General features: G+C 39.1%; 11 protein-coding genes and 1 pseudogene. 3 read left to right on the top strand and 9 right to left on the bottom strand.

What is annotated here, in order from left to right:
* The first annotated feature begins 16 nt into the window (after positions 1 to 16).
* Positions 17 to 454, top strand: a complete 438-nt coding sequence (locus HMPREF8578_RS09205; protein ID WP_002893255.1) for a GtrA family protein — start codon at positions 17 to 19, stop codon at positions 452 to 454.
* A 79-nt stretch (positions 455 to 533) separates the two neighbouring features.
* Positions 534 to 914, top strand: a complete 381-nt coding sequence (mscL, locus tag HMPREF8578_RS09200) for a large conductance mechanosensitive channel protein MscL (RefSeq protein ID WP_000910207.1) — start codon at positions 534 to 536, stop codon at positions 912 to 914.
* Positions 915 to 955: 41 nt separating this feature from the next.
* Here the strand turns inward: mscL and hemH are convergent, their stop codons facing one another.
* From hemH to pitA, 6 genes are all read right to left on the bottom strand, one after another.
* The gene (hemH, locus tag HMPREF8578_RS09195) at positions 956 to 2,050 is read right to left on the bottom strand and encodes a ferrochelatase (protein ID WP_000709217.1); all 1,095 of its coding nucleotides are present in this window, start codon (positions 2,048 to 2,050) and stop codon (positions 956 to 958) included.
* Between the two features lie 77 nt (positions 2,051 to 2,127).
* Positions 2,128 to 3,000 (bottom strand): class B sortase, encoded by an 873-nt coding sequence (gene srtB, locus HMPREF8578_RS09190; RefSeq protein WP_000858437.1) that lies wholly within the window; start codon positions 2,998 to 3,000, stop codon positions 2,128 to 2,130.
* A 75-nt stretch (positions 3,001 to 3,075) separates the two neighbouring features.
* A complete protein-coding gene (gene srtB, locus HMPREF8578_RS09185; RefSeq protein ID WP_000695088.1) occupies positions 3,076 to 4,077 on the bottom strand; it encodes a class B sortase in 1,002 nt (333 codons plus the stop codon).
* A gap of 16 nt (positions 4,078 to 4,093) precedes the next feature.
* Entirely contained in the window at positions 4,094 to 5,314 is a 1,221-nt protein-coding gene (locus tag HMPREF8578_RS09180; RefSeq protein ID WP_000750689.1) for a DUF7601 domain-containing protein, read from the bottom strand.
* A gap of 43 nt (positions 5,315 to 5,357) precedes the next feature.
* On the bottom strand, positions 5,358 to 5,909 hold the full coding sequence (gene sipA / locus HMPREF8578_RS09175; protein WP_000924786.1) for a PI-2 pilus system signal peptidase SipA: 552 nt from the start codon (positions 5,907 to 5,909) through the stop codon (positions 5,358 to 5,360).
* Positions 5,909 to 8,500, bottom strand: a complete 2,592-nt coding sequence (gene pitA / locus HMPREF8578_RS09170; protein WP_001026095.1) for a PI-2 pilus tip adhesin PitA — start codon at positions 8,498 to 8,500, stop codon at positions 5,909 to 5,911. The genes sipA and pitA overlap by 1 nt, the downstream gene beginning before the upstream one ends.
* A gap of 358 nt (positions 8,501 to 8,858) precedes the next feature.
* On the opposite strand from pitA, the gene pepT reads away from it, so the two are divergent.
* Positions 8,859 to 10,082, top strand: a complete 1,224-nt coding sequence (gene pepT / locus HMPREF8578_RS09165) for a peptidase T (RefSeq protein WP_000222022.1) — start codon at positions 8,859 to 8,861, stop codon at positions 10,080 to 10,082.
* Between the two features lie 36 nt (positions 10,083 to 10,118).
* Here pepT and HMPREF8578_RS09160 read toward each other — a convergent pair whose 3' ends face one another.
* The 3 genes and pseudogenes from HMPREF8578_RS09160 to HMPREF8578_RS09150 all read right to left on the bottom strand — a co-directional run bounded on the left by HMPREF8578_RS09160 (position 10,119) and on the right by HMPREF8578_RS09150 (position 16,072).
* Positions 10,119 to 13,166, bottom strand: a complete 3,048-nt coding sequence (locus HMPREF8578_RS09160; RefSeq protein ID WP_000731461.1) for a pneumococcal-type histidine triad protein — start codon at positions 13,164 to 13,166, stop codon at positions 10,119 to 10,121.
* A 19-nt stretch (positions 13,167 to 13,185) separates the two neighbouring features.
* Positions 13,186 to 13,332 (bottom strand): annotated as a pseudogene (locus HMPREF8578_RS09155) (adhesion protein); the annotation flags it as partial.
* A gap of 226 nt (positions 13,333 to 13,558) precedes the next feature.
* Complete coding sequence (locus HMPREF8578_RS09150; protein WP_000700248.1) at positions 13,559 to 16,072, bottom strand: pneumococcal-type histidine triad protein; 2,514 nt, start codon at positions 16,070 to 16,072, stop codon at positions 13,559 to 13,561.
* Between the last annotated feature and the right edge of the window lie 7 nt (positions 16,073 to 16,079).

The raw sequence follows: 16,079 nt of genomic DNA, 5'->3' as shown, positions 1-16,079 counted from the left end.
ATGCTATACTAAAATCATGAAAAAACTAATAAGAGCTTTCTTTGATAACGAGATTCTCTCCTACCTATTTTTCGGTGGTGCTACGACTTTGATTTCTATTGTATCGCGTTTACTTATTTACCATATCAGCCACCAGGAAATCCTCGCAACTGCCCTCGCTAATATTATCGGGATTCTCTTTGCCTTTCTCACAAATGATACAATTGTCTTTAAACAAGAGAGAAGGAATTGGCCAACCCGCCTGGCTAAGTTTTTCTTAGCTCGTCTCTCAACACTTGGTCTCGACATCCTATTAACTTATATCTTTGTTACAACCTTTCCTGATCTTATTGGCCAGTTTGTCGAATTTAATATAGATAGGGTTAATACGATTGAAACTATCCTAGCACAAATTTTGATCATCATTTTAAACTATATTTTCAGTAAAATCTATATTTTTAAAGGGAACAACTGACCACTTTGAGCGTTCAAGTTGCTTTTTGTCACAATTTAGGATATAATAAATTAGAAAATTAGGAAAGGAATTTATGAAAATGTTAAAGGATCTTAAAGAATTCTTGCTTCGTGGTAATGTCGTTGACCTTGCTGTCGGTGTGATCATTGCCTCTGCATTTGGTGCTATCGTTACTTCATTTGTTAACGATATCATCACTCCACTTCTATTGAACCCAGCTTTGGAAGCTGCGAAAGTACAAAACATCGCTGAGCTTGCATGGAATGGCGTTACATATGGTAAATTCTTAAGCGCTGTTATCAACTTCCTTGTTGTGGGTACAGTTCTCTTCTTCGTTATCAAAGGTATTGAAAAAGCTCAAAACCTTCGTAAGAAAGAGGAAGTGGTTGAGGAAGCACCTGCTGCTCCAACTGAACTTGAAGTTCTTCAAGAAATCAAAGCTCTTCTTGAGAAAAAATAAAACAGATAAAGGATCTAGCTTTAAGCTAAATCCTTTTTTCTTTACTCTTTTGGTAACTTCCCAGCCTTTTCGAGCATTTTCTTAATTAAGTAAGGCATCTTCACATTTTCACGGCCTTTTTTCTCAATGAGTTTTTTGACAAATTCTGGCATCTGAAGGTCGTCTGTCTCTTTCATGATGTCTTTGGTAGTTGCCGAAGGAGCTAACTCATCAAAAGTTTCTTCTTCTGGGAGAAAAGCTTTAAATTCTTTGTCTTCATTCGCTCTTACAGTAGCAACTAATGCGTCAATTAAACGGATATCCGTATTGGGCATAGGTGGGCGATGGTAGGTGACATCTAATTCTTGACACAACTCATAACATTCTACATCGTTGTCAAACAGGACTTCGATGTGCTCACTGATAAAACTAATCGGGACAAAAATATAATGCTCGGGATGTTGCTTTTGTTCTCGTAAATATTCTAAAACATCTGGCTTGATCCAAGGGATTCCAATATCGCTTTCGCTCTGCCAAGTATTGGTATACTGGTCGGCTGTTAGGCCGAGTTGTTCAGCAATTAGCTTGCTATTATCGAAAATCTGATCGATATAAGGATCTCCATAGTCTAAGGCAAAAATGGGAACACTGTGTGCTGAAAAGATTACCTTGAACGATTCTTCCCCCACCTCATTTCGTAAAATTTTTCTAATCTCATCTGTCCAGAAGTCCAGCAAAGGCTGCTGTTGATACCAGTCCTTAATGACTAAAAATCGGATCTGCTGGCTTTCCAGAAACTTTTCATACCCCATGACTGAGTAAAAAGAATAATGAGGTTCCAAAATCAAACAGATACATTCTTCAACACCATCAGTTTCCATCTGCTTGATCACGTCTGGAATAAAGGGACGAGAAAATTTGTTGGCAAAGTAGATACCGTACTCCTCGCCTAAATGTTCCTTGACTAAATCAACCTCCTCACGTGTAATCCGCTGCAAGGGTGTCCCGCCGATAAGGACATAGTTGTCATAGAGAGTCTGGATCTCGTGGTCTTGGGGTCTAACTCCACGACGAATGTTTGTAAAAAATTCTGCTACTCCTTCAAAACTAATCTCCTCTGGAGATCCAAAGGTCATCATTAATATTGCTTTTTTCATGTTATCATCCTTATGATATTATTTTCACTATCTATTCTATCATGAAAGAAAAAAATAGTAAACGCTTCCGACGTCTACTATTTCTTTTGTTCTTTAGTCTTTTTATCTCGTCTCATGATTAGGATGATAACAACAAGGAGTAAAATAACGATAATCAGGAGAAGAAAGGCAAGGATATAAATCCAATGCGTTGGAATTCCTTGGTCAAAATAGCGTGTCCCTACTGCTTCTCCACTTTTATCCTGTGCAGCTTTTACTGGTGCATCCGTTATTTTAGCTAATAGGATATGTCGTCCGTTGGTAATGTTAAGGAAACAGGTGCTTAATAAAACAATCTTATCCGTTGAAGTCAAGGAGACATCCCGCTTGTACTTGGCTTTACTTAGCAAATACTGATAGTATGCCTGATGTTCCTCGTCATTGGAACTCAAGGTTCGGTAAATCTCCGTGTCATAGGCGTCCACTTCTAAAATCCCAAAAATCTCAAGACCACGTTCTCGACCATTGTAGTAGATAGAGCCATAACGGTGATTTTCGAAAAACTCTTGGTTAGCAAACTTTTGTATCTCACCAAACATAGCTCCAGAAGCCATGGAGTGACCATAAATGATGGTGTTAAAGTCGGTAAAGTTGGGGTTAAAACGATAGTCTAGAAAAATAGACCCTGACACAGTATAATCGCCAAAAGCATTGCGGTCAAGGTATTTGACATTGTCCTGACTCTGCAAGAGGGGATAGTCTACCTTGGTCCCATCAAGGCTAATCCAACCACAAACATCCTTGTTGAGGTGCTGCAAGGTTTCAAAGCCCGTACTGCTGGCATCCTTTTCAATGGGATTATAATGATCGTAGTCACTCGCAAGGACTCTATCAGCTGTAAAAAGACAGAAAAAAACTAGAAAGAGGGATAGAATGACCTTTATAACTTTGCGACTCGTACTTGTTTTCATATTTCCTTCTTTCTCCTTTCTAGCCTTGAAAATAAAAGAGCAAGAGAGGCTGTCCCTTTCTCTTTTATTGGTAGTTTAGTCAGTAATGGTATCTGCTCCTTCTTCCTTTGCTTCTCTTCTACGACGCAAGATCAAGTAGAGGATGATGAGCAAGAAGATCAATAGCAAGAGCAAGATAAACAAGATGATGTACCATATCCACAAAGGAATCGATGAGAGAAATCGTCCGAGCGACGAATCATCAAAGACACTGTAAGGGAATGGTTTTGATTTTTTCGTATGGAAGGTGTTCTTTGGAACCGTATCCGTAATCTTGGCAACTACGATATGTCTCCCATTTGTTACGTCTAGGAAACAGGTACTGAGAAGGATGATATGGTCATTTGGCCCCAGTGTAATGTCTCGTTTGTGAATGGCAACCGAGAGTAAGTGATCGATATATTCTTGGCGCCGATCATCTCCATTAATACCTGGATCGTAGATGTTAAAGTCATAGGCGTCCACCTCGAGCATCTCAAAGATCTCAAGACCTTTTTCAACGCCATTATAGTAAATACTGCCGTAGCGATGCTGGTCAAAGAATTCCTTATCAGAAAACTTTGCTACATCTCCAAACATAACCCCATTTTCTACATGGTGTCCGTAGATGATGGTATTAAAGTCTCCGAACTTGGATTCATTTCGAGCCTCAAGGAAAATAGCTCCTGTAGCTGCAAATTCTCCCTTGGAGTCCTTGTTCAGGTACTTTTCATTGTCTTTGGCTTGAACTAAGGGATAGTCGATATTGGTGCCATAGACATTGATCCAACCGAGAACCTCTGGGTTGACTTGCTGTAGCTTGTGAAAGCCAGAAAAACTAGCAAGCTCATCCTTCTCAGTAGTACTCACTGGTCTATAGGCCTCATACTCACTTGATGAAGCCTGAGAATAAACCTGATTGGCATCCCAAAGAGCGTAGAAACCAAAGAGAAAGACTAAGGCTGCCAAGAGGAGCAAGATATGATTCATCAATGCATCTACAGCAAGGACCAGACGCCTAGACAAACTCCTTTTTGGTTTCTCACGCTTGATTTTCATAAGTCAAACCACTTGTTTAAGCTTGTCTGCGTTTTTTAGACAAAACAACAAATCCAGCCAAACCAAGACCAATCATCAAGATGAAAGGAAGGTTGTCAATCAAGAGACCAGTAGGGGTAACGTCTTGAACGCTATTGGTGATTGTGTTTTCATTTCGTTTTTCGCCAACTAAAATACTATCTTGAGTCAAATCAGCTGAAATTCTGCCTGCTTGAGTTTTAGATACTCCATTTTCCCAATAAGCAGCTGAAGCTGTATAGCCCTGAGATCCTGTTTCAACCAATTTATAACGAGTACCTGCTGGGATTGTATCAAATACTAAGGATTGATCATGGTGTAGTGTAATTATTGTTTCTTTTCCGTATTCGAAAGTTTTAGAAACATTACCGATTTTTCCTACAATAGATGTTCTATCTTCAGTAGATGCTTTTTTGAAAGTAAGCTTGAAAGTGAAATCTTTCGATTTATCTGCAGTTCCTCCTGAAACAACTTTTTTAATTACTAATGAGTCAACTTTAGGATTAAACTTCGCAAGGTGCGGATTATTAGGATGGGGGTGATTTGGATCTGTTATCTTACCAGCATTTTTACGATAGATATTTGTGAACAAATCATATTTGTAAGTAGGCCCTTTTTCAGATGGTTTCACTTTAGCTGTGGCCCCTGTTGTTTCTTGTTTAAAGTACACAGATGAGATATAGACACCACTCGTTGATTTATTTTTTACAATAACATGCATTTCATAGCTACGATTATCATATGTCATTGAGTCAATTGCATCATCACCTCTTTGAATTGCTCTCCAACCGTCATTTTGTTTTTCAGCTACAGTATAGACATATTCTCCAGCGTGTGTGTAAGTCACGTTTGCAAAAATATTTCCAGTTTCTTTCTTAATACTAGTTTGATTTGGTTGCAAAACATCTCTTTCAGAATAATTAATTGTTTTATCTGCTATTTGACCGTTTGAAGCATTGATTGTTTCATATGGTACTCCGTTATTCGAATTACCGTTTTTCGGAGTGAAAGTAAAGGTAAAGTTAGCTAGTGGTGTAGTGATTCCTTCTGCAATATTCAACACCTTGTTAATGGATACTTGTGCATTTGTTTCTCCATTGGACATTGCGGTTGCATCAGAGTTTTCATCCGCAAATGTTGGCACTCCTCTAAAGACCGACAAGGCGGTTACAGCTGCAATGCTTGCAGTAACTAATTTTTTCAAAAATGTTTTTTTCATGATTATTCCTTTTATTTTTAAATTTCTTTTTCATAAATTATCATCAAAAGCCCCGTCGCCTTAGGACTGTTACCACCTTGCCATGGGTATCCTGTATCGGAATGGTTCCAAAAGCACGACTATCTACAGCCGTTGTCCGATTGTCTCCGAGGACAAAGAGTTGTCCTGCTGGGACTTTCATCGGGAAGCTAGCCCCTTCCTTATAGAGCAGCGTGTCTTTGTAGATATCCTGCTCTTGTTGAGGAGAACCGTTGATGATGAGACCATTTTCGTTTATATCGATCGTACTTCCTTCGGTTGCTATGACACGCGCCACTCTTTCCTTGCCCTTATAACTATAGACGAGCAGATCACCAATCGAATAACGTTTATCCAACCTATAGTAGACAACCAAGTCGCCATCTTTTAAGGCTGGTTTCATGCCATCGTCATTATATCTCAATAGTCCAAAGACAAAAAAGTAAAGAGTGGCCAGTACAAACCCAACCATCAGAAACTTACTGACTAAGTAGAGGATATCTCCCCATACACTCGGCGGAGACTTATCCCGATTGACTTGTGTTACCGTTTTCTTATGTTTCTTTTTTAGTAGCATTATTTTCTCCTATGTACCACTAGATATCCGAGTAGGATTGTAAAGAAGATTCCTCCTAGAGGAAGGATTATTCCTAACATGAGTGTACTGCTGAGGAAGTCAACTCCGGTTTCAGGTACACTGTTCTTATTATTCGTGACTGTCGCGGACTTATCCCCATCCAGTTTGCCTTCTTGATTTTCATAAGATACCTGATATCCACGAGAAGAGTTTGTTTCCTCTTCTACGGTATAGTGACTATCAAGTGGAAGTCCATCAATTTTTATGGTTTGATCTTTGTTTAGATCAATAGACGCTCGACCATTCGTAAATTGCAGAGGGGTTCTTTTATTATTCACCGTTGCAGTATAGGTTCCATTCAATGGACTATTCTGAGCATCCCTGATGTTAATGGTAATCTTGAAGGATTTTAATAGGTTGGCAAATACACCCGTAACCTTTTTTGTAACGGATAAACTTGGAAGCTTGTGATTCGTGACAGTGCTTGTTTCGTCTTTATTCAGATCACCCTCTTGATTCTCATATGTAACGTGGTAACCATTCGTTGATGCCGCTTCTTCTTCAACCTTGTAATGGGTTCCTCGAGGAAGATAGCTTAGAATGCCTCTCCAACGCTTTCGTTTTTCGACACGGATCTCCGCTTCACCATTCACAACAGTTATCTCTCCGAAAGTTCCATTCAATGGCTTAGAATCAGGAGAGGTTAGTTTTACCTTAATCCTAAACTCCTTGTTCAAGTTATTTTCAGCTTCCAACACTTTCTTAATCGTCAGACTTGGCAATTGTTTATAGATTACCTTAAAGGATGGGTTAGATTCTGTACCAACATTTTTTATTTCTTTGGTAAAGGCTGGGACATCGGGTGCAATTAAATCGTATTGATATCCTTTGGCAACTTTTTCAAAGTTCCTCGTTTCATTAGATACGTTTTTACTAACATTCACATTTGTCTTTCGATAGTCTTGATTATCAGAACCTCCGTTCTTGTTCTTTTGAACCAGTTTCAGTTCAACATTACTCGGTTGATCAGCTGTAATAACAGTTCTCGCACCCGTCACACCTTGCCATTCAACTTCCACTGGTACCGTTAATGGATCTGAAGGCTTAAATGTTGGGTTGTCAGAGTATTCTTTGGTCTTGGTTTGAGAGTCACCTATTCCATAGGAATAGGTGACACTAGCACCTTTATTGGAGTAGAGTTTATTGACATCAGAACCCTCAGCATCACCAGCCTCTAGTTTTTTATCACCAGCAATGGCATCCAGGGCTTCTTGACTAGATGTAACAGTGAATTTTAGAACATATCTAGCTCCATCTTCTAAGGAATAATTCGGAGAAAATTTTGCCGTAACTTCCACTAATCCTTCTGAGGTTGTTTTGGTATCAAAAGTTACTTGATTTTCAGTTAATATTTCACTGCTACCATCCTTTTCTTTCACTACACGAAACTCTGACGATCCGTTCGGTAATAGCTGGACATACTTAGAAAGAACATCCTTGATGGACACATGGTGGATTCCCAGTGGCAGAATCTTATCAGTGATATCTTTAAAACTGTCCCGTAACTGGTCTTCATCATTTGCAGAGAATATTTCATTTGGAATGGAGGCATTATGTTGCCTCATATAATATTGCAGACTGGTAATACTGTCGACATTGTTTGAATAACGAAATTTAATCGAATAGAAACCATCAAGTGTTGGAGCCAAGCTATATGATAGACTATTTAGATTATTATTTAATCTATCCCAAAACCACTGGGGAGCTGTTTCGATATTAGGATCTTCGTTATTGTAGTTATATATAGTGTAACCATTGGCATCGTAGACCATATTCGCAAAGCCATCTGAAAGCAAAATAACGACTTTCTTAGCATTAGATCTTGCACTTCCCATTAACTGGTTGGCCAAGGTTAATCCAGCCCCAATATTGGTCCCAGTACCAATCCCTGACTCAGTACCAATGGAATTACCTCCTGCAATACTCATGTTGTATACCGCTGTTTTAGCAGCACGAGCATTGTTACTCCATCCTAAAATCGTGTTAGCATCATCCCATGGTGAAACACCATCATAGTATTTTGTCATCCGTTCATAGGGCCAGTATGGTCTAAATAGTCTCCATTTATTTCCATCCCAATACTGATCAACCTTTTTATTGTCAATTTTCCCACCAAATCCTACCATAGATAAGCGGTTATTGGAATTGGATAGAATGGTATCAATTAAGCCCTTACGACCATTTGTTCCTCTTAGAGTATTTTTCAATGCGTCAATCCTACTGATCGTCCGTCCATCAAAAGATTGGACATCCTGATTCTGCATACTTCCTGAGAGGTCTGCTACTAAAACAACATCCAAGGGATCCGTTTGGGTCTCCGTTCCCAGTTTAGAAGTGATATCCAATGACAACTCATACTTGTCATCCTGTCCTGATATCGGAGTAATCGTTTTATGAAGAGTTGTCTGAGGTTCTGTAGTAGAATCTGCATTTAACAGACTTATCGGAGCACACAAAAACAGAATAGCTAACAGTGTAACTAAACGGCGCGCAATAATTTGAACTTTCTTAAAATCGAAGCGAATGTTCATTTTATTCTCCTTAACTAGAATGTACTAATATTGTTACTATATCAATCTAGGACATTTACAAGATAATTGTACAATAAAGTTCACGCAGTGTCAATTAATATGATTAATTTTATATTATGTTAATTAATAAAAGGGTATGATTCTTCTTTGTCTTTCAAACTATTCTATGGTAAAATGAAAAAAGAATAAAAAAATCTCATAAAATATCGATGCATATATTTTAATCTAAAATATCCAAGATTTCATTTAAAAGTCTATTGAATTTGAATTATTATATTTTTTCAAAATTCATGAAATTTTCAGAATAAGGTTTTTTCCGAAATTTGCATTCTATTTTATGATTGTTAAAGGAGTTTTTATGACTTATCCGAACCTTTTAGATCGTTTCTTGACCTACGTTAAGGTCAATACGCGTTCTGATGAACACTCTACTACTACTCCAAGTACGCAAAGCCAGGTTGATTTTGCGACCAATGTTCTTATTCCTGAAATGAAACGTGTCGGTCTGCAAAACGTCTACTACCTTCCAAATGGTTTTGCGATTGGTACCTTACCAGCTAACGATCCAAACTTGACACGCAAGATTGGCTTCATCTCCCACATGGATACCGCTGATTTTAATTCTGAAGGAGTTAATCCGCAAGTCATCGAAAATTACGATGGTGGAGTTATCGACTTGGGTGATTCTGGATTTAAACTCGATCCTGCTGATTTCAAGAGCCTTGAGAAATATCCAGGCCAAACGCTTATCACAACTGATGGCACGACCTTGCTGGGGGCTGATGACAAGTCAGGGATTGCTGAAATTATGACTGCTATTGAATATCTGACTGCTCATCCCGAAATCAAACACTGTGAAATCCGTGTTGGTTTTGGCCCCGATGAAGAAATTGGCGTTGGTGCCAATAAATTTGATGCAGCTGACTTTGACGTTGACTTTGCCTATACTGTTGATGGTGGTCCGCTAGGAGAACTTCAGTACGAGACTTTCTCAGCAGCTGCCGCTGAACTCCATTTCCAAGGACGCAATGTTCACCCTGGTACTGCTAAAGGTCAGATGGTCAATGCCCTTCAGCTAGCAATTGATTTTCATAATCAACTTTCAGAGAATGACCGACCTGAACTGACAGATGGTTACCAAGGTTTCTATCATCTTATGGATGTGTCAGGTAGTGTCGAGGAGGCGCGTGCAAGCTACATCATTCGCGATTTTGAAAAGGATGCCTTTGAAGCACGTAAAGCAGCTATGCAGTCTATTGCTGACAAGATGAATCAAGAGCTTGGGAATAATCGCGTGACCCTAACTCTGACAGACCAGTACTACAATATGAAGGAAGTCATCGAGAAAGACATGACACCTATTACTATTGCTAAAGCTGTTATGGAAGATCTAGGGATTACGCCTATTATCGAACCAATTCGCGGTGGGACTGATGGGTCTAAGATTTCCTTTATGGGAATCCCAACTCCAAATATCTTTGCAGGTGGTGAAAACATGCATGGACGCTTTGAATACGTCAGCCTTCAGACTATGGAGCGTGCGGTGGATACCATCATTGGCATTGTATCTTATAAAGACTAAAAAAGACGAGGTAGCTCAGCTACTTCGCCTTTCTTTTTATTCGTTCGGTTGAGCACTTGGCTCAGACTCACTTTGCACTTGCTTTTCTGTTGGTTGAGAAGCAGCTGTTTTACTTTCTTTCTCAGACTTAGATTGGCTATCAGTTTCACTTGCTTTTGAACGGAGTTCCTGGTTCAAGCTAATAATCTCTTTAGCTAGAGTGAGGAGACCTTCTTTATCACTGCTTTTGGCTGCAAGTTGATCAAATAGGGCATCAACACGTTCAAAGTCAGCATCGGATCCTTTGTTATCCTCTAAATACTTGTGAAGAGAGAGCAAGACATTATAGAGTTTTTGGTAGATAATCACCGTTTGTGGATCTTGTTCTGCTTCTTTTTTCTCTCGTTGGATAGTCGCTGCAATACGATTCAAGAGATCCTCAAGTTGTGTTTTAGCTTCGTCAAGGTCTGCATTTTCCTTTTCAGTAGCCGCTTTGATATTAGCTGCTTCTTCAGCTAGGGATTGTTTGACACCATCTTCTTTGACACGTGCTAGGAGTTGGGCAGCTTTAGTTAGGAGAGCTTCCACTTCTTCCTTCTTAACATGGCTAACCCGTTCTTCTGGCATAAAATCACCGTAGAGCTCTTTTAGGAATTCATAGATGGCGGCCTTAGCAGTTTGACTATCTACTTTTTCCGTATCTAGAATAGTCTTACCAGCTTTTGTAGAAACAGGTTCTTCTTTGAGAGCTTCTTCTACTTCTAGCTTAGTTTGGTAAATAGTTGGGAATAACTTGTTCAAGTCGGTTGCTTTGAGGAAAGATTGTGACTGGTAAAGTTCCCATGTCAACTTGGCAACACGGTTCCGAAGTTCTTCTCTCAAACGACCATCAGACACATGTTCGTAGAAGTACTTGATGTACTCTACTGTTGTGACTCCTGTCCGATCTCGGAAATCTTGCAAGGCCTGAAGTTTCGCTTCAATGGCAGCCAACTCTGTCTCATCCTGTGCTAGTTTTGCTTCCTGCAAATGTACCAAAAGATCTTTCTTAGGCAAGCCATAAGTGTCCGTATCCAATGTATTGATCTTATCTACAAGGGCTTGGTACTTCTTATCTAAAGGTGAAGTTTCAACCGGTGCCACACTTTGATCCACATGGATATACTGTTTATCAAAGAGATCCAAGGCTGCTAGGTATCCAGCAGTTGAGTTTGTTGCCAGTTTTTTCATATTTTCGGTGAACTGCCCCAAAGCAAGTTCAAGCCGTCTCTGCATGATTGGCTGGTCTTTGTAGAGACTTCTGCTATCTGCTAACAGTTGATCCACTTTAGATAGAACCGTTTGTTCATCAAATGCTCCAGGTTGATAGGTCGATTGTAGGGCCGGAATCTTATTTTTCAAAGCTACTTCATAGCCCTTAGTTTGAACCTTGATGTAGTGATTGTGGTCTCCGTGAGGAATCACAAAACTACCACTTTCTACCTGTAAACTATAAGGAGATACCCCATCACGTAGGGCAGTCGTATAAAGTTCATTTAGGAAATCCAGTTCTGGATTTCCAGTTTGGAGAGGAATACGAACATGTTCTTTTCGAACAGCATAGGGATGGATATGGGTTGGATCATAGGCTTGATCCGGATTTCCAAAGACAAAGAATCCATTTGAAATGCGAATTGCTTCGAGCGGTACTCCGTAGGTCTGTGAGATATACTTGATTTTTTCTTCATCGCTCGCATCTCTCGAGAAACTTTCCACAGTCTTTGCAAGTGGTTGAACGTGCTGCGGCTGATGATTTTCTTTCAAGTGATCTTGGGCAGCTTTGATTTGGGCTGCAGTCAAGTCCTTCTTAAAGAAATAATGAGCGTGATCTCCATGAGAAACTACAAACCCTTGCTCATCTTCACTAATAACACGGTCAGCTGCAAAACCATGATCATGTTCTTCGCCGTGATGGTGGTCATGCTCCTCTCCATCATGGTCATGGTCTTCATGGTTGGTATCCTGACTTCCATGGTCACCGTCTTGGTCATGATGATGATCTGGTTGAGCTGGATGTTCTGTTGGTTTGCTTGGATTTTCCAAAGGTGTTGGCTTCCCACCGTCGCTAGATAAAGGAATCATACGCGCAATCTTTTCTTCCAAGGCAGAAAGTTTTGTATATGGGATGAAATGATAGTGATTTCCGTGAGGAATCGCCACACCACTCGGCGTTCTACTTGAAATCTTAGCAGGGTCAAAAATCAAGCCATCTGATTCAGCATAACGTTGACTACTTGGAAGAGCATAGAGCTGTTGCAATAGACTCTGAAGACTCTCAGCTTGATTACTTGGTGTTTCAGCCTGTTGACTTTGGTTGGTAGTTTGACCAGTTTCGTTTGGACTAGGACGATAGTTAGTCACACTCTGCTGAGTTCTAGTTCCAGAGAGGTAGGCTTGGGCAGCAGCTAATTCGCTAGCAGACAAGGAACTCTTTGGAATGTAGTGGTAATGTCCACCGTGAGGTACGATATAAGCATCTCCAGTATCCTCTATAATATCAGAAGGATTAAAGATGTAGCCATCATCAGTTGTATAGCGACCTTGAGATTGAGCAAGCGCCACTGCACTATTAGAAGTTGGTGCATCATGAGTATGACCTTGTTTTTGGCGCTCAATTTCGTCCTTCGTACGAATATTATCAGCATGAGCCGCATCTTTAAGGTAGACATAATACTTACCATCCACCTTGATAATGTAGCCACCTTTGATTTCATTGACAATATCAGCGTCTTTCAGTTGATAATTGGCATCTTTCATCAACAGTTCTTCGCTGAAAATCGCATCAAAAGGAACTTTACCATTGTAATAATGGAAGTGATCACCATGTGAAGTCACATAACCTTGATCGGTAATTTTCACAACAATTTGTTCAGCCTGAATGTCTTCTTTTTTGCTAACTTGGTCTGGCGTCTGGGTCTCTGTTTTTTGAGTGTCTTGCTTCCCATCAACGTAAGACACACGGTTATTATCTTTGTTTCCTTTCACCTGGTGTTGGTTCAATGCATAGATGCATAGGCTTAGGGAAAGGACAAGAGCCGATCCTGCAGCAAGGTATTTCTTCTTCATTTTCATCATCTCCTCATTATACTTCCTTAACCATAGCGTAGATAGGATAGAAACTGGTCACAATTTTTATCCCTTTACCTGTCTGACTTTCCTTTTGACCACAAGCAGCTAATACTAGAACCAATGCACTGGTCATCAATACTAAAATCGTTCTCTTTTTCACCATAACTCCTTAACTAGTATTTAACCATTTAATTAACTAGTAAATAGTTTATCTTTTTTTATTTAATAAGTCAAGATTTTAATCGTCAAAAATAAAATCACTGTTTTAGGACTCTTTGATTCATTTTTTTAAGACAGTAACCCCCAGCTTTTTTAACAAAGAAAAGGACATTATTCTATCAAAAATAGAACAATATCCTTTCGAATAGATTATAACAAATAAAAATCTTTTAAGGTTTTATTTGTTTTAGTGTCTTAATGTCATACATCACTAATTCACCGTTTTTATTGTAAAACTGAACCCCTTCTGGTTGAAAGATTAGAAACTTAGGATCAATTTGGGCAATTTTCGCTAACTTTTCTATATGTTCATTTAAAGTTACTTTATCTAACCCATAATCTGGTAAATCATCATCATTTTCTTCTTTGGAAATTTCTTTATTTTTTGAAGGAATTTCGTTGGTTGTACCAGTCTCATTCTCCCCTATATTTTTCTTCGGTTGCTCCTCAGTTTTATCTACAGTAGTCTTATTCTTATCACTATTTTCAGTATTGTTTGAATCAGGTTTTAATTCTTCATTAGGATGTGTAGACGTTTCAGTTTTAGATTCCTTTTCTTTCATTCTTTTGGCTATTAAGTCCTGCGCTTGTTTCCATTCTACTTCTGATAAGTCGGATTTAGTGATACTTCTCAATGAACCACCTCCAGCTCTTGGAATACTAAATGATTTGTCTTCCCATACAAAAGTTTCTTTTGCCAATACATCTTTCGGATCAAAAATATAACCATCTGGAGTTGCAAATCGACCTTCTGCTAGAGCTTTCTGAACTTCTTCAGCAGAATGGATAATTTGCCAATTCTGCATTCCAGCGCGTTTTTCAAGAGGAGTCACATTAGCAATAACGGAACCTGAATCCTCGTGACCCGGCTTAGACCAAACTTCAGGACGAACCTCAGGGTGTTGCATGACATATTTAATAGTCGCAATTTGATCAGGCTCTAACCATGAGTAAGGCACAACATGAATATGATCAATGTGTGGAATAATGAATGAACTTCCAGTATCATAGGTAGTATTCGCTGCATGCATCGGCAAACTTGAGACATCTACAGCTAATCTTGGTTTGATCCCTGTGTCTACTATATCATAACGATAATGATCTCGATCCTTAAGCATGAGTTCTTGTTCAGAAAAAGCAATTTGAGTAAGATCAAGTTCATCTCGAGAGTAGAAGTATTCTTTTCCGTTTTCTTTAAGAACATAGCCTACTTTACCATCTTTAGTCACTTTACCAGTCACTTTTTTTGAATCAAATTTTGGTTTTTCTTTGTTATCCATATTCTCTGAAGGAATAACACTCTCATTAGGTTGGCCTTTTTCCTTCATCCATTTGCTAACTTCATCTAATTCGAACTGTTCTAACTCTCCAAATCCCACATAATGGAAATGATTTCCATGTCTTGCTATAATGCCTGATTTATCAACTGAATAGATAGAATCTTTACTGAATACATATCCATCACTAGTATCGTATGGTTTGCCATCCAGACCTTTACCATAAGCCTTAATTGAATTTCCTAAAAATGTATGCTCAACTGTACTGTTTGTTGGCTTTTGAGTATTTACTGGCCTGTTGTTTCCGTTATTTTGTCCTTTTACAGAAATCATTCTCGCAATCTTCTGCTCTAAGTCAGACATTTGAGAATAAGGGATGAAGTGATAATGATCTCCGTGTGGCACTGCAACACCATTCGCAGTTTTTCTTGTAATCTGCGCTGGATCAAAGACTAGTCCATCTGATTCCACGTGTCGTTGACTAAGTGGCAAGGCATAAAGTTGTTTCAAGAGACTAGATACATCTTCACTTGGACTTTCTTGATAACTATTATCCACTTGTGAGCTAACACTTGGAGCCCATCCTCTAATATTTGTCTCAACTTTACTATAATTTGTTTGTCCGTATGAACTACTATTCGATGCATCTGATGAGCTACTAGAAGAATTTGTAGACGGACGATACCCAACTGAGCTTGTTTGACCACCTTTACCAGATAAGAAGGCTTGAGCAGCAGCTAATTCACTGGCAGACAAGTCACTCTTAGGAATATAGTGGAAGTGATTACCATGAGGAACGATATAAGCATCGCCCGTATCTTCGATGATATCAGATGCATTAAAGATATAACCATCATCTGTTGTATAGCGTCCTTGAGCTCTGGCTACAACTACTGCCTGATCGTTAGAACCTCCTCCGTGATTACTACTATGTTCTTGTTTCTGACGAGTAATTTCTTCTTTTGTTCGAATATTATCCGCATGAGCCGTATCTTTCAGGTAAACATAGTATTTCCCGTCTACCTTAATCACATAACCACCCTTGATTTCATTGACAATATCTGAATCTTTCAACTGATAATTCGGATCTTTCATCAGTAGCTCTTCACTGATGATAGCATCATAAGGGACCTTACCATTATAGTAATGATAATGGTCTCCGTGAGAAGTCACATAACCTTGATCCGTGATCTTGATGACAATCTGCTCAGCATTTATACCTTCTTTTTTACTGACTTCATCAGGTGTCAAAGTCTCTGCCTTTTGACTCGGTTGTTTTCCATCTATATAGGAAACACGATTATTTTCCTTGACTGTTCTAGCTTGATACAGTCCCAACTCGTAAGAACAAACACTTAAAATTAAAGCTGCCGCAGAACCTGCTAGATATTTTTTATTGATTTTCATAATTTCC

Source organism: Streptococcus oralis ATCC 49296 (assembly GCF_000185265.1).
Classification (GTDB): Bacteria; Bacillota; Bacilli; order Lactobacillales; family Streptococcaceae; genus Streptococcus; species Streptococcus oralis_BC.
The sequence above is the reverse complement of the archived record's forward strand: the minus strand, read 5'-3'. Positions and strand labels throughout refer to the sequence as shown.

What these genes read in the sequence shown, in the direction of transcription:
- hemH (WP_000709217.1), bottom strand. Translation starts at nt 2,050, where the DNA reads ATGAAAAAAGCAATATTAATGATGACCTTTGGATCTCCAGAGGAGATT.
- pepT (WP_000222022.1), top strand. Translation starts at nt 8,859, where the DNA reads ATGACTTATCCGAACCTTTTAGATCGTTTCTTGACCTACGTTAAGGTC.
- HMPREF8578_RS09150 (WP_000700248.1), bottom strand. Translation starts at nt 16,072, where the DNA reads ATGAAAATCAATAAAAAATATCTAGCAGGTTCTGCGGCAGCTTTAATT.
- sipA (WP_000924786.1), bottom strand. Translation starts at nt 5,909, where the DNA reads ATGCTACTAAAAAAGAAACATAAGAAAACGGTAACACAAGTCAATCGG.
- mscL (WP_000910207.1), top strand. Translation starts at nt 534, where the DNA reads ATGTTAAAGGATCTTAAAGAATTCTTGCTTCGTGGTAATGTCGTTGAC.
- srtB (WP_000695088.1), bottom strand. Translation starts at nt 4,077, where the DNA reads ATGAAAATCAAGCGTGAGAAACCAAAAAGGAGTTTGTCTAGGCGTCTG.
- srtB (WP_000858437.1), bottom strand. Translation starts at nt 3,000, where the DNA reads ATGAAAACAAGTACGAGTCGCAAAGTTATAAAGGTCATTCTATCCCTC.
- HMPREF8578_RS09180 (WP_000750689.1), bottom strand. Translation starts at nt 5,314, where the DNA reads ATGAAAAAAACATTTTTGAAAAAATTAGTTACTGCAAGCATTGCAGCT.
- HMPREF8578_RS09160 (WP_000731461.1), bottom strand. Translation starts at nt 13,166, where the DNA reads ATGAAGAAGAAATACCTTGCTGCAGGATCGGCTCTTGTCCTTTCCCTA.
- pitA (WP_001026095.1), bottom strand. Translation starts at nt 8,500, where the DNA reads ATGAACATTCGCTTCGATTTTAAGAAAGTTCAAATTATTGCGCGCCGT.
- HMPREF8578_RS09205 (WP_002893255.1), top strand. Translation starts at nt 17, where the DNA reads ATGAAAAAACTAATAAGAGCTTTCTTTGATAACGAGATTCTCTCCTAC.